This is a genomic window from Stenotrophomonas sp. SORGH_AS_0282 (assembly GCF_030818125.1).
In the GTDB taxonomy this organism is placed as follows: Bacteria; Pseudomonadota; Gammaproteobacteria; order Xanthomonadales; family Xanthomonadaceae; genus Stenotrophomonas; species Stenotrophomonas rhizophila_A.
The window spans coordinates 3357532-3377281 of the sequence record NZ_JAUTAB010000001.1 but is presented as its reverse complement, the minus strand read 5'-3'; the positions used below and the strand labels follow the sequence as shown (position 1 = coordinate 3377281).

Here is a 19750-nt window from a genome sequence, read left to right as displayed (position 1 = left end):
GTAGCGCCGCCCGTTGGGCGGCCCTCATAGTCATCGATCGAAACCGCAGTCTTCCAGCCGGAAGGCGTCGCGCAACCAGTCCAGGCGGGGTGGGTCGCCGCTGGCATCAATCACGTCGAAACGGCAGGGTCCCTGCGCCAGCGTGGGATGCGACTGCAGGAACAGCTGTGCGGCCAACACCAGTTTGCGTCGTTTGCGCAGGTCCACCGAGGCCGCGCCACCCCCAAAATCGGCGATGGCGCGATAGCGTACTTCCACGAACACGGTGGTGTCGCCATCGCGCATCACCAGGTCCAGCTCACCGCCCTTGTAGCGGGCGTTGCGCGCAACCGGAACAAGCCCGGCGCGCCGCAGGTGCGCCAGCGCGGCGGTTTCCACCGCCGCCCCGCGCTGCGCCCGCTGGGTGGGCATGGCCTTAGTTGTTGCTCACCGGCATCGGCCGGCCGCCGCTGAAGGTCGACCACGCCGGCACCCGCAGCACGTTGCCGTTGCTGTCCAGGAACAGGGTGCCGGTGGCACCGGCCAGGCCGCCCTCCGTAGCGACCTTGTCCAGGTAGGCGCTGATCTTCCAGGCGTCGAAACCGAACGCGAACAGGCGACCGGCCGCGCCGCGCGCGGTCGGCAGGATCTGCCCGGCGGTCGCGGCCGAGGGCAGGCCGGCCACGCTGCGCACGTTCCAGGCTTCGTTCGGGTAGACGATGCCGTCCAGCGCCATGTCTTCTTCCGGCTTGCCGGTGCCCAGGGTCAGCTGCGAGGTGCCCACGCGGGTGGCGCCGCCCACACCGGCCAGCGCCAGCTGCGGGGCCAGCACGCGTGCCTGCGGTGCCTTCACCGCCAGCAGCACGCCGTCCACCGCGCCGGCGGCACGCAGCTGCGCGCCGATGTCGCCCACGGTGTCGCTCACACCCACGGTGGCCAGCACCTGGCCGCCGCGCTGGGTGAAGCGCTCGCGGAAGGCGGCGGCGGTACGGCGGCCGTTGTCGTCATTGCTGTGGAGCACCAGCACCTTGCTGCGTTCGCGGCTGCGCAGGTACTCGGCGGCGATGATGCCGTCGTCTTCCGGTGCCAGCGAAAAACCGGCGCTGCCGGCCGGCGGACTGCTCTTGCCGCGGTTCAGCGCCAGCACCGGCACCGGCAGTTCGGTACGGCCGAACACGGCGTCCACTTCATCGCGGCCCAACGGCCCGACGATGAAGTCCACGCCGGCAACGACGGCCTTGTCATACGCGGCCACGGCGCCGGCCGGAGTACCGGCGGTATCGATGAACTGGATATCCGGGCGCTGCCTGCTTTCACCGTAGTAGCCGCTGAGCAGGCCGTCGCGCACGGGCTGGGCGGCGGTGGCCAGGCGGCCGCTGAGCGGCAGCAGCACAGCCATCTTCACCGGCGGGCGGTAGCCATCGCTCATCGCCGGCGGACGCTTGCTGGTGTCGAACTGGGCCACGCCATCACGGTCGAACGGGCGCGGCAGCGGCAGCCCACGTGCGATCAGGGCGCGGCCGGCGAAGTTGTACAGCGGCTCGTTGGCCGGCAGCGCGGCCGCGCGGGCACGCAGGGTGGCATCGTCCAGCGTGCCGAGCAGGCCGGCAATGGCCTGCTGGTTGTCGGTGCGTGCCTGGCCGGTCAGCGCGGCGTGCGCACGGGCGCGCTCGGTGGCCGCACCCATCGCATCGCCGCTGGCCTGCAGCGCGTTGGCGCGCGCCAGCTGCCAGCGCGTGCGCAGCGGCGCGGAGACGGTGTCGGAGGATTCGTTCAGGAAGGCCAGTGCCTGGGCCGGCTGCTTGTCGGCCAGGGCCAACTCGGCGCTGGTCAGCTGGAAACGCTGCAGGCTGGCGCCGCTGAGCTGGCGCGCGGTGACCTGGGCCAGCAGGCTGCGCGCGCGGGCGTTGTCGCCGGCCTCGCGCCAGGCAAAGGCCGCATCGGCCAGCGCGGCGCCGCGGGCGTTGCCGCGCAGGGTGTTGGCCAGCGCTTCCAGCTGTACGGCGGCGTCACGCGGCTTGCCCTGGTCGATCAGCGCCAGGGCCTGGCTCTGCGCCGGCGATTCCGGGGCGCTGGTCAGGCTGGTCGTGGCGCAGCCGGCAAGCAGCAGCAGCGACAACGACAGGGCGGAGATGCGTGCGGCGGGCTTGTTCATCATCAGGTCCATTCGAGGGTGGCTCGTACACGTTAGGATTCTACCCTTGACCTGTGAGTGCCGTTGCGATGAGTGCTGTCCCCACGCTGTATGTCGTTGCCACCCCGATCGGCAACCTGTCCGACCTGACGCCGCGGGCGCAGGAGGTGCTGCGTTCGGTGGCCGCGATCTGCGCCGAGGACACCCGCCGCAGCGGCCAGCTGCTGGCCCACTTCGGCATCCAGCAGCCGCTGGTGGCGCTGCACGACCACAATGAAGAGGTGCTGGCCCAGCGCATCGTGGCGCGGCTGCAGGCGGGCGAATCGCTGGCGCTGGTCAGTGATGCCGGGACGCCGCTGGTCAGCGATCCCGGCTACCGGCTGGTCCGTGCCGCGCGCGAAGCCGGCATCCGGGTCAGCCCGGTTCCCGGCGCCTGTGCGGCCATTGCCGCGCTCAGCGTGGCCGGGCTGCCCAGCGACCGCTTCACCTTCGAAGGCTTCCTGCCGGCCAAGGGGTCCGGCCGACGCGAACGCCTGCAGGCGCTGGCGGGGGAAACCCGCACGCTGGTGTTCTACGAATCCTCACACCGCATCGCGGAGTCGCTCGCAGACATGGTGGCCGCATTCGGCCCAACACGGCCCGCAGTGCTGGCGCGCGAGCTGACCAAGCTGTTCGAGACTGTGCTCGACGGCGACCTGGCCAGCCTGCTGCAGCAGGTCGAAGCCGACGACAACCAGCGCAAAGGCGAATTCGTGGTGATGGTGCAGGGCGCGGCCAACGACGAAGAAGCCCAGCTCGCGCAGGGCCGCCGCCTGTACGCCAAGCTCAGCGAACACCTGCCACCCTCAACAGCCGCCAAACTCGCCGCCGAACTCACCGGCGCCCCGCGAAAAGCGTTGTACGGCTCGTAAACGGCATCGCAATGGATTCGTGGAAATTTCCGGGCGGCTGGCTGATTGATCCCGACCTGCGGACGTTACGTAACACGTCGTAGCCCCGGCCGTTGGCCGGACACCGCGCGCAGCGCGGCTCAAGCGCCCGGAGACGGTAACGCAACAACTGCGGCCAACGCCCCGGCGTTCAAAGGTTCCGAAGCCGCCGGTCAGGGTTCATGACGCCGGCACGAAGAGCAGCCGGCCAACGGCCGGCGCTACGAATTGATACGGGCCCATTGGGATCGGTATCAATCAACCAGGGGCCAGCATCCGTTACGGTGGTAGACTACCCACGGCAGAGCCGGCCAGACAGTCGCGTCATTCCTTCGGGAATGCCGAGGAAAGTCCGGGCTCCGCAGGGCAAGGTGCCAGGTAACGCCTGGGCGGCGCGAGCCGACGGAAAGTGCAACAGAAAGATACCGCCTACGTTCCCTTCGGGGAGCCGGTAAGGGTGAAATGGTGCGGTAAGAGCGCACCGCGAGTCTGGCAACAGACCGGCACGGCAAACCCCACCTGGAGCAAGACCAAATAGGGTCCTCATGGCGCGGCCCGCGTCGGGACCGGGTAGGTTGCTTGAGCGCCACGGTGACGTGGCGCCTAGAAGAATGACTGTCCACGACAAAACCCGGCTTATCGGCCGGCTCTGCCGCTTTTTCCGCCGACGGCGAAGAAGCCCCCTCAGCTAAGGGGGCTCCTCGTTCGTCAGGCTTGCGGGCCCATTCGATACTGGGCCGCCGAGATGAACTGGCTGAACGCTTCGCACCACACCACCACGGTGGTGTAGTCGTCGATGTCCACGTGGTCGGGCACGTCCAACAGGAAGCGGTTGAAGGTCTTTACGTCACCGATCAGCGTGGCGTCCTGCTTGATCCGCAGGAAATCGCCGCGGGTGTCGACGTATTCGCGCGACAGGTACACCTTGTAATCCGGGCCGGGGCCCATGCGGCCATCGAAGGCGATCTGGCTGTGGCTCACGCTGACCTTGCCGTCGGCCCAATGCACCGCGTCACTGCCCTTGAGGTCGCGGCGGAAGCGGGCTTCATGGGTGCTGTTGGCCATCGCCTCGGCAACGCTGGACGCGCTGGGCCCATCCGGTGCGGTAAGGATGGGCAACAGGTATACCCCGCTGCCGAAGCCTGCTGCCAGGGTCAGCACATGGGTGGCCAGGAAAACGCTAATTCGTCGATTCATCAAGGGTCTCGGCTGGAGGCGCCAACTGCGCCGGTACCAGACAAGAGCGACGAGCGGGCCGGATCGATCCGGGCCGTGCCCCGCTTCATTCACCCTGCAGCGGGGCGGGGCAGCGGCCCGGGCGGGCCGACCGTGAGCGCGGTTTCCCCCACGCACGCGCCCGACGGGTCGAACCGACGCTCGCGGATGAAGCCCTGGCCCTGCGCATCCAGTGCGATCACGGTGCTGGCCCGGGTGCCGTACTCCGGGCTGCGGATGAAGGCGGCCGACAGCCAGCGCTCCCGCTCCAGGCCAATGCCGGTGTCGGGCAGGCGGGCGTCGGCAGCGCGGTTCTCGTCGGCCAGTGCCGCCCACAGCGGCGCCAGGTCCTCGCGGCCGGCGTCCACCCAGTCCTGCAGGGCGGCATTCAAGGCCAGGGTCTTGGGCCATGGCGCGTCCAGCGGGCCGTTGGACATGCCGTGGATACCCGGCGCCAGGGTCTGCCGCAGCAGCGGGTGGTTGCCCAGGAACTGGCAGCTGTCCCGATCGGCCAGCAGCAGGTTGAACGGAGCAAAGGCCGGGGCGTTGCCGGCCAGCGCGTCGGCAAAGGCGGCCGCAGAGCCGGTCCCGCGCAGGTAGTCCGCTACGAGTGCACCGCGTGACGGGCCGGTCTGCCGGGCCAGCGGGTCGCGCACGTTGGTCACCACCGCCATCCGGCCATCCAGGCCGACGCCGGCCCAGGTGCCGCCCGAACGCAGGTCGCGCCCGGCCAGCACGCCCAGGTCCGGTGCGGGCCACGCCGCCAAACCAGTCGTGGGACGTGCATGGAATTCATCGCGGTTGCCGGCCATCAGCAACTGCCAGCGGGGGTGGACCTTCCAGGCCAAGGCAAGCAGACACATGCCCGGCATTGTGCCGGTTTTGCGCAGCAACGGGTCGCTTGGGACATGGGGGCGGATGAATGCGCGGGGATGTTTCACGCCACCTCCACACCCCTGAACTTCGCCCCAATCTCAAAAAATGAGACGAAACAGCAACTTGTGGATAAGCCTTGAACAAGTCTCTAAACATTGCTGCAAGCCCTTGATGTCCAAGGTGATTTCCCCTTCGCAAAACTGTTGACAACCCAATCGGCACTGCTAAGGTGGGCAACAGAGGGGAAACCGGGTTTTTTGTGGTTTTTCGTGGTTCAATGTTTCATCCAGGCGAAGGAAAGGTGTACGCGTCGTGTTTCAGGGCGAGACGGCCATCACGGTTGACGATAAAGGACGCATGGCGGTTCCCACCGCGCATCGCGACCTCGTCGCGCGTGTGAGCAACAACCGCCTGGTCCTGACCTACAACCCCTTCGAGTCCGGCTGCCTCTGGCTGTATGCCGAGCAGGAGTGGGAACGGGTCCGCGACGACGTCATGGCCAAGCCCAACACACAGCGCGTCGTGCGCCTGCTGCAACAGAAGCTGGTCGGTTCGGCCGCGCATCTGGAGCTGGATGGCAACGGTCGCATCAGTATTCCGGCAAGCCACCGCAACGCTGTTGGCATTGAAAAGAAGGCGGTGTTGCTCGGCATGGGCGACAAATTCGAATTGTGGAGCGAGCAGGCTCATCGCGCACTGATCCAGCAGACGTTGTCTGACGAGGATCTGGGCGATGGGTTGCTCGACCTGAAGTTGTGACCCGGGGTGCCCGGGTGCGCGGAGGCGCGCAGGCCGGTCACCTTCCGGTGTCGCAGTCGCCGGCGGGCCATCTGCCGGTGCTGTACACGCAGGTCCTGGACGGCCTGAGGGTGATCGAAAACGGAACGTATCTCGATGGCACGTTTGGTCGTGGCGGCCACGCCCGCGGCGTGCTCGAGCAACTCGGTCCTGGAGGCCGGCTGCTGGTCATGGACAAGGATCCGGAGGCAATCGCGGTAGCCGAGCGTGATTTCGCGCCGGACCCGCGCGTCTCGATCTTCCGTGGCAGTTTCGCCGACCTGCTGCACTGGAACGCAACCGCCGACGGCCTGGACGGGGTGCTGTTCGACCTTGGCGTGTCCTCGCCGCAGCTGGACGTGGCCGAGCGCGGTTTCAGCTTCGGCAAGGACGGCCCGCTGGACATGCGCATGGACCCGGACAGCGGCGAAAGCGCGGCGCAGTGGCTCAACCGTGTGGAAGAGCGCGAGCTGATGGATGTGCTGTGGACCTATGGCGAAGAACGCCAGGGGCGCCGCATCGCCCGCGCGATCATCGCCCGCCGCGACAAGCAGCCGTTCACCCGCACCGCCGAACTGGCCGAACTGATCGCTTCGGTGATGCCGCGTGGCAAAGACAAGATCCACCCGGCCACGCGCAGCTTCCAGGCCATCCGCATCCACATCAACCGCGAACTGGCCGACCTTGAAGCCGGCCTGGACGCGGCGATGGCGCGCCTCAAGCCCGGTGGCCGGTTGGCGGTGATCAGCTTCCATTCGCTGGAAGACCGCATCGTCAAGCAGTTCATGAACCGCCACGCCAAGGCCCCGCCGACCAATCGCCGGTTGCCCGAGCTGGCGGCGTTCGTGCCGACGCTGGATCTGATCGGCGGCGCCATCAAGGCCGAGGACGACGAGCTGGCGGTCAACCCGCGCTCGCGCAGCGCCGTGCTGCGCGTGGCCGAAAAGCGCGGGGTGGTGTGATGAGCCGCCTGCTGCTGGTCGTGCTGCTGGCCTGCACCATCGCCTCGGCGATCGGGGTGGTGTTCATGCGCCACCGCCACCGGCAGACCTTCGTGGAGCTGTCGCGCGTGGAGCGCGCCCGCGACGAACTGAACATTGAATTCGGCCGCCTGCAGCTGGAACAGGCCACCCTGGCCGAAGCCACCCGCGTTGACCGCGTGGCCCGCGAGCGGCTGGGCATGAAGTTCCCCGAAGCGGCCGATGTCGTGGTGGTACGGCCATGAACAAGACCGGCCGCAACCGCACCCGCAACGCCTTCAACCTGCGCCAGCGCCTGAAGTGGGTCGGCCTGGCGCTGGGCCTGTGCTCGGTGTCGCTGGTCGGCCGCGCCGCCTACGTGCAGATCATCAACAGCGATTTCTACCAGCGCCAGGGCGAAGCCCGCTACCTGCGCGAGCTGCCCATCAACACCTCGCGCGGCATGATCACCGACCGCAACGGCGAACCGGTGGCGGTGTCCACCCCGGTCGCCTCGATCTGGGTCAACCCGCAGGAGCTGATGCGCTCGCCCGACCGCATTCCGGAACTGGCCACCGCGCTGGGCATGCCGCTGGACGAGCTGACCTCGAAGCTGAGCCAGAAGGCGGACAAGGAATTCATGTACCTGCGCCGCCGGATCAATCCCGACGACGCCGAGAAGGTGGTTGCCCTGAAGATCCCGGGCGTGGCCTCGCAGCGCGAGTTCCGCCGCTTCTACCCGCAGGGTGAGGCGATGGCGCACGTGCTCGGCTTCACCAACATCGACGACCGCGGACAGGAAGGGCTGGAGCTGGCCTTCGACGAATGGCTGCGCGGCAAGGCCGGCGCCAAGCGGGTGATCCGCAACCGCAAGGGCGAGACCGTCGAAAGCGACCTGCTGCGCGCCGCCGAGCCGGGCAAGGACCTGACCCTGAGCATCGACCGCCGGATCCAGTTCCTGGCGTTCAAGGAACTGCGCAACGCGCTGATCGAGAACAAGGCCGCGGGCGGTTCGATGGTGATCATGGACGTGGCCACCGGCGAAGTGCTGGCCATGGTCAACCTGCCGACCTACAACCCCAATGCGGTGGGCGGCGCGGCGCCGGACACCCGCCGCAACCGCGCCGTGACCGACCTGGTCGAGCCCGGTTCGACCATGAAGCCGCTGACCATCGCCTCGGCGCTGCAGTCCGGCGTGGTCACCAAGGACACAACGGTCGACACCAACCCGGGCTACATGGCGATCGGCCGCTACACCATCAAGGACGTGCCGCGGAACAACGGCGTGCTCAACGTCACCGGCGTGATCACCCGCAGCTCGAACATCGGCGCGGCCAAGATCGCGGCCAAGATGCCCGACCAGGTGTTCTATGACCACGTCCACAGCTTCGGCTATGGCAGTGCCCCGCACAGCGGTTTCCCCGGCGAATCGGCGGGCGTGCTGCCGCGCCCGGCGCGCTGGAGCGGTTCGTCCAAGACCACCATGTCCTACGGCTATGGCCTGAATGTCACCCCGCTGCAGATCGCCACGGCGTACTCGGCGCTGGGCAACGGCGGCAAGCTGATCGCGCCGACCTTCGTCAAGGGCCAGCGCAACGAAGGCAAGCAGGTCATCGACGAGAACATCGCCAAAGAGGTCGTGGCGATGATGGAAACGGTGGTCACCCAGGGCGGCGCCAAGCAGGCGGCAGTGCTGGGTTACCACGTGGCCGGCAAGACCGGTACCGCGCGCAAGGCTGGCCCTGGCGGCTACGAGCGTGGCCATTACAACGCGCTGTTCGCCGGCGTGGTGCCGGCCAGCAACCCGCGCTTTGCCACGGTGATCGTCATCAACGACCCGCAGGCCGGCAAGTACTACGGCGGTCTGGTGTCCGCCCCGGTGTTCCACAACGTCATGGAAGGCGCGCTGCGCCTGATGGACGTGCCGCCGGACGACATCGATTCCTGGCTGGCGGCCCAGCAGTCCGGAAAGATGGGCCACGCCGCCTCCTCGCTGCCGACCCCGCCGCCGGCCGAGGCGGTCGTTGCCCCGGACGCCGCCGCCGAATTCGATGCCGCGCTGCCCAGCGCGCACGCCACGTTGCCGCCCGCGCAGGGAGGCACGCAATGAGCCAGATGATGTTGCTTTCGCAGTTGCTTCCCGATGTGGTGCTGAGCCACGACCCGTCCATCACCGGCCTGGTGCTGGACAGCCGCGCGGTGCGCCCCGGCAATGCCTTTGTCGCGATCGCCGGCTTCGGCGCGCACGGGCTGGGCTTTGTCGACCAGGCCCGCGCTGCCGGTGCGGCCGCGATCCTGTTCGAACCGCCGGCCCCGGCAGAACTGCCGGCACCCGCCGACGCCATTGCCGTGCCGGGCCTGCGCACGCGCATGGGCGCCATGGCCGACCAGTTCCATGGCCAGCCCTCGCGCGCGATGACCATGGTCGGCGTGACCGGCACCAACGGAAAAACCTCCACCGTGCAGCTGCTGGCCCAGGCCTGGCACCTGCTCGGCACCGCCAGTGGCAGCATCGGTACGCTGGGCGTGGGCCTGTACGGCGATGTGGTGCCGACCGGCTTCACCACGCCGCTGGTGCTGCAGATGCATGAAGTGCTGGCGCAGCTGCGTGACCAGGGCGCTAGGGCCGTGGCCATGGAAGTGAGCTCGCATGCGCTCGACCAGGGCCGCGTGGATGCCGTGCACTACGACGTGGCGGTGTTCACCAACCTCACCCGCGACCATCTCGATTACCACGGCGACATGGCGCAGTACGGCGCGGCCAAGGCCAAGCTGTTCCACCGTGCCGGCCTGAAGGCCACGGTGGTGAACCTGGATGACAGCTTCGGCAGCGAACTGCTGCGCACGGTCGATGCCGGCGTCGCCCGGATCGGGGTCAGCTCGCGCGGTGCGCAGCAGGCCACGCTGCGCGCCGACTCGCTCAAGCTCGATGGCCGTGGCATCGCCTTCGACCTGGTGGTCGACGGTGCACGCCACCCGGTGCAGTCGCCGCTGCTGGGCCGCTTCAACGTGGACAACCTGCTGGCCGTGGCCGGTGTGCTGCATGCGCTGGGCCATGCCCCCGAGGCGATCGCCGCGCTGGTGTCGCAGCTGCAGCCGATCGCCGGGCGCATGAACCGCCTCGGCGGCGAACGCGGCCTGCCGACCGTGGTGGTCGATTACGCGCATACCCCCGATGCATTGGAGCAGGCCCTGCAGAGCCTGCAGGGCCACCTGCAGGGCAGGCTGTTCTGCGTGTTCGGCTGCGGCGGCGAACGCGACGCGGGCAAGCGCCCGCAGATGGCGGCCATCGCCGAACGCCTGGCCCAGCAGGTGATCGTCACCGACGACAATCCGCGCGGCGAGGATGGTGACGCCATCGTCGCCGACATCCTGGCTGGTTTCACTGCCCCCGACGCGGTCACCGTGCAGCGCAACCGCGCGCGCGCGATCGGCCTGGCGGTGAAGCTGGCCGGCCCTGGCGACATCGTGCTGCTGGCCGGCAAGGGCCATGAGCCCTATCAGGAAGTGCGCGGGGTCAAGCACGACTTCGACGACACCCTGGTGGCCGCTGCCGCGCTCAGCGCCAAGGAGGCCATCCTGTGAAGCGCACGCCGCTCTCGCTGATCGCCCATTGGGCCGGGGGTGACATCCATGGCGATGACACCGCCATCGACGCCATCAGCAACGACACCCGCACGTTGGCGCCGGGCAGCCTGTACGTGGCACTGCGTGGCGAGCGCTTCGACGGCCATGATTTCGCTGCCGACGCGGTCGCCCGTGGCGCCAGCGCGATGCTGGTCGAACGCCTGCTCGACGTGGCCGTGCCGCAGATCGTGGTCGGCGACAGCGAGCATGCGCTTGGCCGGATCGCGGCCGGCATGCAGCGCGACCGCGCCGCACGCGTGTTCGCCATCACCGGCAGCAACGGCAAGACCAGCGTCAAGAGCCTGCTGCTGGCGATCCTGCAGCAGGTGGCGCGCGAGCAGGGCGCGGTGGTGTACGCCAACCCGGGCAACCGCAACAACGAGATCGGCCTGCCGCTGGCGGTGATCGATGCGCCGGAAGATGCGGATTACGCCATCTACGAGATGGGCGCCGGCAAGCCGGGTGACATCGCCTACCTGACCGACATCGCGCGCCCGCAGTACGCGCTGGTCAACAACATCGCCCCGGCCCACCTGGAGCGGATGGGCAGCCTGCAGGGCGTGGCCAGCACCAAGGGCGCCATCTACGCCGCACTGCCGGCCGATGGCGTAGCGGTCATCAATGCCGATGACGCCTTCGGCATCTGGTTTGAACAGCACATCGTCGGCCAGCCGCCGCGCAGCCGCGTGCTGCGTTATGGCCTGGACTACAGCGCCGACGTGACCGCGCAGGACATCCGCGCGACTGCCGACGGCAGCCGGTTCCTGCTGGTCAGTCCGGCCGGCAGCGTGGATATCGCCTTGGCGCTGCCGGGCCGCCACAACGTCAGCAACGCCCTGGCCGCCGCATCGCTGGCGCTGGCGGCGGGTATCGGCCTGGATTCGATTGCTGCCGGCCTGGCCCGCGCCGAACCGGTACCCGGCCGCCAGATCGCGCACCGGCTGCCCAATGGTGCCGTGCTGATCGATGACAGCTACAACGCCAACCCCGGTTCGCTGGCCGCTGCCATCGATGCGCTGGCCGCGTCGAAGGACGAGGCCTGGCTGGTGCTGGGTGACATGCGCGAACTCGGCCCGGATGGCGAGGCACTGCATGCGCAGGCCGGGCGCCGTGCCCGCGATGCCGGCCTGAAGCGGCTGTACACGCTGGGCACGCTGAGCGCGGCGGCATCGCAGGCGTTCGGCGACGGTGGCCGTCATTTCCAGAGCCACGACGCGCTGGCTGCCGCGCTGGCCGACGAACTGCATGCTGGCGTGCGCTGCCTGGTCAAGGGCTCGCGCGGCAGCGCCATGGACAAGATTGTAAAAGCGCTGTTGGCGCGAGGAGAGGAAACCCCCCATGTTGCTTGAACTGGCCCGATGGTTGCAGCAGTTGGAGAGCCTGTTCGGGCTGTTCGGCTACCTGACTCTGCGAGGCATCCTGGCCGCGCTTACCGCGCTGTTCCTGTCGCTGTGGCTGGGCCCGGCGATGATCCGCAAGCTGGCCCAGTTCAAGGGCGGCCAGCCGATCCGTACCGACGGCCCGCAGACCCACTTCTCCAAGGCCGGCACGCCGACCATGGGCGGTTCGCTGATCCTGCTCACCATCACCCTGTCGGTGCTGCTGTGGGCCGACCTGCGCAACCGCTACGTGTGGGTGGTGCTGGCGGTGATGCTGTGCTTCGGCGCCATCGGCTGGTACGACGACTGGATCAAGATCGTGCGCCGCGACCCGAACGGCCTGAAGTCGCGCTGGAAGTACCTGCTGCAGTCGATCTTCGGCCTGGCCGCCGGCCTGTTCCTGTTCTACACCGCCGACGTGCCGGCCGCGCTGACCTTCTACATCCCGATGTTCAAGTCGGTGGCGCTGCCGCTGGCGGGCATCAGCTTCGTGGCCATTGCCTACTTCTGGATCGTCGGCTTCTCCAACGCGGTCAACCTGACCGACGGCCTGGATGGGTTGGCGATCATGCCCACGGTGCTGGTGGCCTGCGCGCTGGGCGTGTTCGCCTATGCCTCGGGCAACGTGGTGTTCTCCAACTACCTGCAGATCCCGCAGATCCCCGGGGCGGGCGAACTGGTGATCATCTGCGCGGCGATCGCCGGCGCGGGCCTGGGCTTCCTGTGGTTCAACACCTACCCGGCCATGGTGTTCATGGGCGACATCGGCGCGCTGGCGCTGGGCGCGGTGCTGGGTACCATCGCGGTGATCACCCGCCAGGAACTGGTGCTGGTGATCATGGGCGGCGTGTTCGTGATTGAAACGCTGTCGGTGATGATCCAGGTCGCCTCGTTCAAGCTGACCGGCAAGCGCGTGTTCCGCATGGCGCCGATCCACCACCACTTCGAACTCAAGGGCTGGCCGGAGCCGCGCGTGATCGTGCGCTTCTGGATCATCTCGGTGGTGCTGGTGCTGATCGGCCTGGCCACGTTGAAGGTCCGCTGATGAACGACCTGTCGCGCCAGGCAACCCGCCTTGAAGCCATCGGAGGCCACTTCGACAAGTGGCTGCTGGGCGCGATCATCACGCTCACCGGGCTGGGCGTGGTGATGGTCGCGTCGAGCTCGATCGCCCTGATGAGCAGCCCGTTCTACTACCTCAACCGCCATCTGATCTTCCTGGCGGTGGGCATCGTGCTGGCCGCGCTGGCCATGCGCACCGAGCTCAAGAGCATCGAGCAGTACAACCAGATGCTGCTGCTGGGCTGCTTCGCGCTGCTGGTGGTGGTGTTCATTCCCGGCCTGGGCAGCAGCGTCAACGGCGCCCGGCGCTGGATCAACCTCGGTTTCTCCAAGTTCCAGACCGTCGAAGCAGTGAAGGTGCTCTACATCGTGTGGCTGTCCAGCTACCTGGTGCGCTTCCGTGACGAGGTCAACGCGACCTGGCCGGCGATGCTCAAGCCGCTGGGCGTGGCCGGCGCGCTGGTGGTGCTGCTGCTGCTGCAGCCCGACTTCGGTTCCTCCACCCTGCTGCTGGCGATCACCGCCGGCATGCTGGTGCTGGGCGGGGTGAACCTGCCGCGCATGTCGATGCCGATCGTGTTCGGCCTGGTGGCGATGAGCGCGCTGGCGATCATCGAACCGTACCGCATGCGCCGCATCACCTCGTTCTGGGACCCGTGGGCCGACCAGCAGGGCGACGGCTACCAGCTGTCCAACGCGCTGATGGCGGTGGGCCGTGGCGAGTGGACCGGCGTGGGCCTGGGCAATTCGGTGCAGAAGCTGTACTACCTGCCGGAAGCACACACCGACTTCATCTTCTCGGTCACCGCCGAAGAACTGGGGTTCGTCGGCACCTGCCTGATCGTGGCGCTGTACGCGCTGCTGGCCGGCCGCGCGTTCTGGATCGGCATGCGCTGCGTGGAAATGAAGCGGCACTTCTCCGGCTACATCGCCTTCGGCATCGGCCTGTGGGTGAGCATGCAGAGTTTCGTCTCGATCGGCGTGAACCTGGGCATCCTGCCGACCAAGGGCCTGACCCTGCCGCTGATTTCGTCTGGCGGTTCGAGCATCCTGATGACCTGCGTGGCGATGGGCCTGCTGCTGCGCGTGTCCTACGAACTGGACCGTGCCGAGCGCCGCCAGGCCGTGCGCATGGGCGCGGCAGAACTGGATGATGCCGCGCCGGTTGATGCGCCGGCCCGTGCCAGCGCCGTGGCCGCTGCCATGCAGGAAAGCAGCGCACGTGCCTCCGCGCAGCGCGACAGCGCCCCGCGTGGGACCAGCCGCATGCAGCAGCGGATCGAGCCGACCCTGGGGAGGATGGGATGAACGCCCAGCATTCCCCGCGTCCGGTGATGATCATGGCCGGCGGTACCGGTGGCCACATCTTCCCCGGCCTGGCCGTGGCCAAGGTGCTTCGCGAACGTGGCATTCCAGTGACCTGGCTGGGCAGCATCGGCGGCATGGAAACGCGCCTGGTGCCGCAGCACGACATTCATATCGACACGCTGGCGATCAGCGGCCTGCGTGGCAAGGGCAAGCTGGCGCTGCTGACCGCGCCTGGCCGCCTGCTGCGCGCCGTGCGCTCGGCCGGCTTCCTGATCCGCGACCGCCAGCCGCGCGCGGTGATCGCCTTCGGCGGCTTCGCCTCCGGTCCCGGGGGCCTGGCCGCACGCCTGCACGGCCTGCCGCTGCTGGTGCACGAACAGAACCGCGCGCCGGGCCTGACCAACCGCGTGCTGTCGCGCTTCGCACGCCGCGTGCTGACCGGGTTCCCGGGCAGCTTCGCCCAGCGCGAAGAAGCGGTCGGTAACCCGGTGCGGGCCGAGATTGCCGCCATGGCCGGACCCGAACAGCGCCTCGCCGGTCGCGAAGGCCCGCTGCGGGTGCTGGTGCTCGGTGGCAGCCAAGGTGCGCGTGCCCTCAACAACGCCGTGCCCCAGGCACTCGCCGCACTGGCCGGCCGCATCGCCGTCGACGTGCGCCACCAGAGCGGTGAAAAGCTGCACGCCGAAGCGCTGCAGGCGTACCAGGATGCAGGTGTCACTGCGCGCGTCGAGCCGTTCATCGCCGACATGGCCGAAGCGTTCGCCTGGGCCGACCTGGTGGTCTGCCGCTCCGGCGCGTCCACCCTGGCCGAGCTGTGCGCGGTCGGCGTGGGCAGCGTGCTGGTGCCGTTCGCGGCGGCCGTCGACGATCACCAGACCCGCAACGCGGAGTACCTGGTCGAACGTGGTGCGGCCGTGTTGCTGAAGCAGGACGAAACGCTGGCCACGCGCCTGCAGGACGTACTGCGCGATCTGTCCGAAAATTCCGCCCGCCGCATGCAGATGGCAACCGCCGCGCGTGCCCTGGCCAAGGTCGATGCCGCCGAGCGCATCGCCGACATCATTCTCGAGGAATCCAAATGAACACCGTTACGCGAGGCCGCGCATGATCCGCCGCCTGCACGACACCAATGACCTCGTGCGCGCCTTCCCGCGCGTGCACTTCGTCGGCATCGGTGGCACCGGCATGAGCGGCATCGCCGAAGTGATGCTGACGCTGGGTTATGAGGTGTCCGGTTCGGACAATGCCGACAACGCCGCTACCCGTCGCCTGGCAGGGCTGGGCGCGCGCGTGATGCGCGGCCATTCGGCCGCCAATGTGCTGGGCACCGACTGCGTGGTGGTGTCCAGCGCGATCCGCGAGGACAACCCCGAACTGATGGAAGCGCGCAGCCAGCGCATTCCGATCATGCCGCGCGCGGCCATGCTGGCCGAACTGATGCGCTTCCGCCGCGGCATCGCCGTGGCCGGCACGCACGGGAAGACCACCACCACCAGCCTGACCGCGGCGGTGCTGAGCGAAGGCGGGCTGGACCCGACGTTCGTGATCGGTGGCCAGCTGCTGGCCGCCGGTGCCAACGCCAAGCTTGGCAGTGGCCAGTGGCTGGTGGCCGAAGCCGACGAAAGCGATGGCAGCTTCCTGCGCCTGAATCCGCTGGTGTCGGTGATCACCAACATTGATGCGGACCACCTGGAGAACTACGGCAACGACTTCTCCCGCGTCCAGGCCGCCTTTGCCGAATTCCTGCAGCGCCTGCCGTTCTATGGGCTGGCGGTGCTGTGCATCGACGACCCGGAAGTGGCCGCGCTGGCCGCACAGACCCCGCGCCATGTCATGAGCTACGGCATGAGCAGCAATGCGGACGTGCGTGCCGAAGACGTGGTCCAGGATGGGCCGCGCATGCGCTTCACCCTGCGTCTGCCCGAAGGCAGCAGCTACCCGGTGACCCTGGCGCTGCCGGGCGCGCACAACGTGCTCAACGCGCTGGCCGCCGCTGCGGTGGGCTGGCAGCTGGGCGTGGCCCCGGATGCGATCGCCCGCGCGCTGGAAAGCTTCGCCGGCATCGGTCGCCGCTTCAACGACCTGGGCATCGTCACCACCCGCACCGGTGCCAAGGTGCGCGTGATCGACGACTACGGCCATCACCCTCGTGAGCTGGCTGCGGTGTTCGCCGCCGCGCGTGGCGGCTGGCCGTCGCAGCGCCTGGTGGTGGCGTTCCAGCCGCACCGCTACAGCCGTACCCGTGACCAGTTCGACGCGTTCGCCGCGGTGCTGTCCGAAGTGGACGCCCTGGTGCTGAGCGAGGTCTACCCGGCCGGCGAAGCGCCGATTCCCGGTGCCGATTCGCGCTCGCTGGCCCGCGCCATCCGCGCGCGCGGCCGCAGCGAACCGGTCGTGGTCGGCCAGGCGGCCGAACTGCAGCACGTGCTGCCTGACGTGCTGCAGGACGGCGACCTGCTGCTGATGATGGGCGCGGGCGACATCGGCCACGTTGCCCACCTGGTCGCCACCGATGGCTTCAACGAGGCACCCGCCGCATGAGCACGCTGACCTTCCCGCCGCTGCGCACCACCGACCCGGCCGTGTTCGGCCGCGTTGCCGTGCTGCTGGGCGGCACCTCCAGCGAACGCGAAGTGTCGCTGGATTCTGGCCGCAACGTGATCGAGGCGCTGCGCGCGCGCGGTGTCAACGCCATCGCGGTGGACGGCATTCCGGCCCTGGCCCTGGCGCTGGTGGAAAAGCGCTTCGACCGCGTCTTCAACATCCTGCACGGCCACAACGGCGGCGGTGAGGACGGCATCGTGCAGGGGCTGATGGAAGCCTTCGGCGTGCCGTACACCGGTTCGGGCGTGCTCGGTTCGGCGCTGGGCATGGACAAGATCCGCACCAAGCAGGTGTGGCTGTCGCTGGGCCTGCCCACCCCGCAGTACCGGAAGGTGGACAGCACCAATGTCCATGCGCTGGCAGCCGAACTGGGCCTGCCGGTGGTGGTCAAACCGGCCAACGAAGGCTCCAGCGTCGGCATCAGCCGGGTCACCGACGAGGCTGGCCTGGATGAGGCGGTCGCCTTGGCGGCCCGCTACGACGGCCAGCTGCTGATGGAGCAGATGGTGGTCGGCGACGAACTCACCGTGGGCATCCTCGGCGACCAGGCGCTGCCGTCGATCCGCATCGTGCCCAAGGGCCAGTGGTACGACTACAACGCCAAGTACATTGCGGAAGACACCCAGTACCTGTGCCCGGGCCTGGAAGGCGACGACGAAGCGGAGCTCCGCCGGATCGCGCTGGCTGCGTTCCGCGCCGCCGGCTGCCGTGGCTGGGGTCGCGTTGACGTGATGCGCGACCGCAACAGCGGCGCGTTCTACCTGCTCGAAGTGAACACCGCGCCGGGCATGACCAGCCATTCGCTGGTGCCCAAGGCGGCTGGCCAGGCCGGCATCGGGTTCGAAGAGCTGGTCTGGCGCGTGCTGGAACAGACGTTGCCGCAAGGCTTCGGCACCTCGGAGGCCACCTACGCATGAATGCGGTGCTGCGCATCTTCGTCTGGTTGCTGGCCCTGTCGCTGGTAGCGCTGCCCGTGGTGGCGGTGCTCAACGGCTGGGTCGGTGCCGAACGCTGGCCGTTGGCCAAGCTGCGCGTGCACGGTGAATTCAAGCGGGTGCCGGCCGAGCAGCTGCAGCAGGTGGTGCTGCCGTATGCGAAGTCCGGCTTCTTCGCGGTAAAGCTGCAGGACGCGCAGGACGCCATCGAAAAGCTGCCATGGGTGGAAAGCGCGCAGGTGCGCAAGCAGTGGCCCGACGTCCTGGAAATCACCCTGGTCGAGCACAAGCCGTTCGCGCGCTGGGGCAAGGACCGGCTGCTGTCCGAGCAGGGCAAGCTGTTCGCCACCCCGCAGAAGCTGCAGGACCTGGCATTGCCGGACCTTGATGGCCCGGACACGCAGACCGAAGAAGTGGTGGCGCTGTACAACGACGCACGCGCGCTGTTCGCGCCGGCCGGGGTGGATGTCACCCGGGTCAGCATGGATGCGCGCGGCAGCTGGTCGCTGCAGCTGAGCAACGGCACCGAAGTGGTGGTCGGCCGCGATGACGCGCGCTCGCGCCTGCAGCGCTTCGTGCGCGTGCTGCCGCAGCTGGCCAACCAGCAGTCGCCGATCGAACGCGCCGACCTCCGTTATACCAATGGTTTCACGCTGAGCTGGGGTACTCCCCCGGCCCCGGCCGCGCCGGCCAATGTGGCGCAACGCACGCAGGACAGGACATGAATCGCAAGGGTGACAAATCGCTGATCGTCGGGCTCGATATCGGCACCTCCAAGGTGGTGGCGCTGGTCGGCGAGTACTCGCCGGGCAATCCCATCGAGGTGATCGGCATCGGTTCGCATGAGTCGCGCGGCCTCAAGCGCGGCGTGGTGGTGGACATCGAATCGACCGTGCAGTCGATCCAGCGCGCGGTGGAAGAAGCCGAGCTGATGGCCGGCTGCGAGATCCGCTCGGTGTATGCCTCCATCTCCGGCAACCATGTGCAGTGCAAGAACTCGCCGGGGATCGTGCCGATCCGCGACGGTGAGGTGACCTGGGGCGACCTGGACCGCGTGCTGGACGCGGCCAAGGCCGTGGCGATCCCGGCCGACCAGAAGATCCTGCACGCGATTCCGCGCGAATACGTGCTGGACGATTCCCAGGAAGGCATCCGCAACCCGGTCGGCATGACCGGCGTGCGCCTGGAGGTGCATGCGCACCTGGTGGTATGCGCGCAGTCGGCCGCGGCCAACATCAGCAAGTGCGTGCAGCGCTGCGGCCTGCAGGTGGATGACCTGGTCCTGTCCTCGCTGGCCTCCAGCGTGGCCGTGCTGACCGCCGACGAGCGCGAACTGGGCGTGGTGCTGGTCGACATGGGCGCCGGCACCACCGACCTGGCCGTGTTCGTGCAGGGCGCGATCTGCCACACCGCCTCGCTGCCGATCGCCGGCGACCACGTCACCAACGACATCGCGCACATGCTGCGCACGCCGACCCCGGAAGCCGAGCAGATCAAGGTGCGCTACGCGTGCGCGCTGGCCCAGCTGGCCACCGCCGAGGAAAGCATCCAGGTGCCCAGCGTGGGCGACCGTCCGCCGCGCCGCATGCCGCGCCACGCGCTGGCGCAGGCAGTGCAGGGCCGTTACGAGGAAATCTTCGAGATGGTGCAGGCCGAACTGCGCCGTTCCGGCTTCGAGGAACTGGTACGCGCCGGCATGGTGCTCACCGGCGGTGCCTCGAAGATGGAAGGCGTGGTCGAACTGGCCGAGGAAATGCTGCAGATGCCGGTACGCGTAGGCATTCCGCAGCATGTCACGGGGCTGGGCGAAGTGGTCGGCAACCCGGTGCATGCCACCGGCGTGGGCCTGCTGCTGATGGGCAGCCAGATCGAACACCCGCGCCGCCCGTCGCTGCCCACCGGGCGCGCAGGCAGCATGTTCAACAAACTGAAAACCTGGTTCCGCGGCGAATTCTGACGCGGCACC

Annotated in this window: 18 protein-coding genes and 1 other RNA gene; 15 read left to right on the top strand and 4 right to left on the bottom strand. The window is 68.4% G+C overall.

The features are described 5' to 3' along the window. Positions 1-30: 30 nt before the first annotated feature. Together QE395_RS15320 and QE395_RS15315 are read right to left on the bottom strand one after the other, a co-directional pair. Complete coding sequence (locus tag QE395_RS15320) at positions 31-411, bottom strand: YraN family protein (protein WP_306989856.1); 381 nt, start codon at positions 409-411, stop codon at positions 31-33. A gap of 4 nt (positions 412-415) precedes the next feature. Continuing rightward, positions 416-2134 (bottom strand): penicillin-binding protein activator, encoded by a 1719-nt coding sequence (locus tag QE395_RS15315; protein ID WP_306989855.1) that lies wholly within the window; start codon positions 2132-2134, stop codon positions 416-418. 68 nt (positions 2135-2202) lie between these two features. Here QE395_RS15315 and rsmI point away from each other — a divergent pair, with 68 nt between their 5' ends. Next, the gene (rsmI, locus tag QE395_RS15310) at positions 2203-3024 is read left to right on the top strand and encodes a 16S rRNA (cytidine(1402)-2'-O)-methyltransferase (RefSeq protein WP_093536101.1); all 822 of its coding nucleotides are present in this window, start codon (positions 2203-2205) and stop codon (positions 3022-3024) included. Positions 3025-3345: 321 nt separating this feature from the next. After that, positions 3346-3697: RNase P RNA component class A (gene rnpB / locus QE395_RS15305), an RNA gene on the top strand. Between the two features lie 53 nt (positions 3698-3750). On the opposite strand, the gene QE395_RS15300 is transcribed toward rnpB, so the two are convergent. Both QE395_RS15300 and QE395_RS15295 read right to left on the bottom strand, forming a co-directional pair. Beyond that, positions 3751-4239, bottom strand: coding sequence for a DM13 domain-containing protein (locus QE395_RS15300; RefSeq protein ID WP_095364493.1), 489 nt, complete (start codon positions 4237-4239; stop codon positions 3751-3753). 89 nt (positions 4240-4328) lie between these two features. Beyond that, entirely contained in the window at positions 4329-5120 is a 792-nt protein-coding gene (locus QE395_RS15295) for an NRDE family protein (RefSeq protein ID WP_306989854.1), read from the bottom strand. Between the two features lie 325 nt (positions 5121-5445). Here QE395_RS15295 and mraZ point away from each other — a divergent pair, with 325 nt between their 5' ends. From mraZ to ftsA, 13 genes are read left to right on the top strand one after another with little or no spacing between them, the layout of a single operon-like run. Further along, positions 5446-5892, top strand: a complete 447-nt coding sequence (gene mraZ / locus QE395_RS15290; RefSeq protein ID WP_093536097.1) for a division/cell wall cluster transcriptional repressor MraZ — start codon at positions 5446-5448, stop codon at positions 5890-5892. Positions 5893-5906: 14 nt separating this feature from the next. Continuing rightward, a complete protein-coding gene (gene rsmH / locus QE395_RS15285) occupies positions 5907-6872 on the top strand; it encodes a 16S rRNA (cytosine(1402)-N(4))-methyltransferase RsmH (RefSeq protein WP_184125439.1) in 966 nt (321 codons plus the stop codon). After that, the gene (ftsL, locus tag QE395_RS15280; RefSeq protein WP_068849221.1) at positions 6872-7135 is read left to right on the top strand and encodes a cell division protein FtsL; all 264 of its coding nucleotides are present in this window, start codon (positions 6872-6874) and stop codon (positions 7133-7135) included. The genes rsmH and ftsL overlap by 1 nt, the downstream gene beginning before the upstream one ends. Further along, complete coding sequence (locus tag QE395_RS15275) at positions 7132-8979, top strand: penicillin-binding transpeptidase domain-containing protein (RefSeq protein ID WP_093536095.1); 1848 nt, start codon at positions 7132-7134, stop codon at positions 8977-8979. Before ftsL ends, QE395_RS15275 begins: the two co-directional genes overlap by 4 nt. After that, positions 8976-10454: a UDP-N-acetylmuramoyl-L-alanyl-D-glutamate--2,6-diaminopimelate ligase gene (locus QE395_RS15270; protein ID WP_306989853.1), complete on the top strand. Its 1479-nt coding sequence runs from the start codon at positions 8976-8978 to the stop codon at positions 10452-10454. The genes QE395_RS15275 and QE395_RS15270 overlap by 4 nt, the downstream gene beginning before the upstream one ends. Beyond that, positions 10451-11845, top strand: coding sequence for a UDP-N-acetylmuramoyl-tripeptide--D-alanyl-D-alanine ligase (gene murF, locus QE395_RS15265; RefSeq protein WP_306989852.1), 1395 nt, complete (start codon positions 10451-10453; stop codon positions 11843-11845). The genes QE395_RS15270 and murF overlap by 4 nt, the downstream gene beginning before the upstream one ends. After that, entirely contained in the window at positions 11835-12920 is a 1086-nt protein-coding gene (gene mraY / locus QE395_RS15260; protein ID WP_068849228.1) for a phospho-N-acetylmuramoyl-pentapeptide-transferase, read from the top strand. The genes murF and mraY overlap by 11 nt, the downstream gene beginning before the upstream one ends. Next, the gene (gene ftsW, locus QE395_RS15255) at positions 12920-14245 is read left to right on the top strand and encodes a putative lipid II flippase FtsW (protein WP_095364498.1); all 1326 of its coding nucleotides are present in this window, start codon (positions 12920-12922) and stop codon (positions 14243-14245) included. Before mraY ends, ftsW begins: the two co-directional genes overlap by 1 nt. Next, complete coding sequence (gene murG / locus QE395_RS15250) at positions 14242-15327, top strand: undecaprenyldiphospho-muramoylpentapeptide beta-N-acetylglucosaminyltransferase (RefSeq protein ID WP_306989851.1); 1086 nt, start codon at positions 14242-14244, stop codon at positions 15325-15327. Before ftsW ends, murG begins: the two co-directional genes overlap by 4 nt. 22 nt (positions 15328-15349) lie before the next feature. Beyond that, entirely contained in the window at positions 15350-16786 is a 1437-nt protein-coding gene (gene murC, locus QE395_RS15245; RefSeq protein WP_093536085.1) for a UDP-N-acetylmuramate--L-alanine ligase, read from the top strand. Then, positions 16783-17766, top strand: coding sequence for a D-alanine--D-alanine ligase (locus QE395_RS15240; RefSeq protein ID WP_306989850.1), 984 nt, complete (start codon positions 16783-16785; stop codon positions 17764-17766). Before murC ends, QE395_RS15240 begins: the two co-directional genes overlap by 4 nt. Continuing rightward, on the top strand, positions 17763-18509 hold the full coding sequence (locus QE395_RS15235) for a cell division protein FtsQ/DivIB (protein ID WP_093536081.1): 747 nt from the start codon (positions 17763-17765) through the stop codon (positions 18507-18509). Before QE395_RS15240 ends, QE395_RS15235 begins: the two co-directional genes overlap by 4 nt. After that, a complete protein-coding gene (gene ftsA, locus QE395_RS15230; protein WP_068849240.1) occupies positions 18506-19741 on the top strand; it encodes a cell division protein FtsA in 1236 nt (411 codons plus the stop codon). Before QE395_RS15235 ends, ftsA begins: the two co-directional genes overlap by 4 nt. Positions 19742-19750 lie beyond the last annotated feature (9 nt).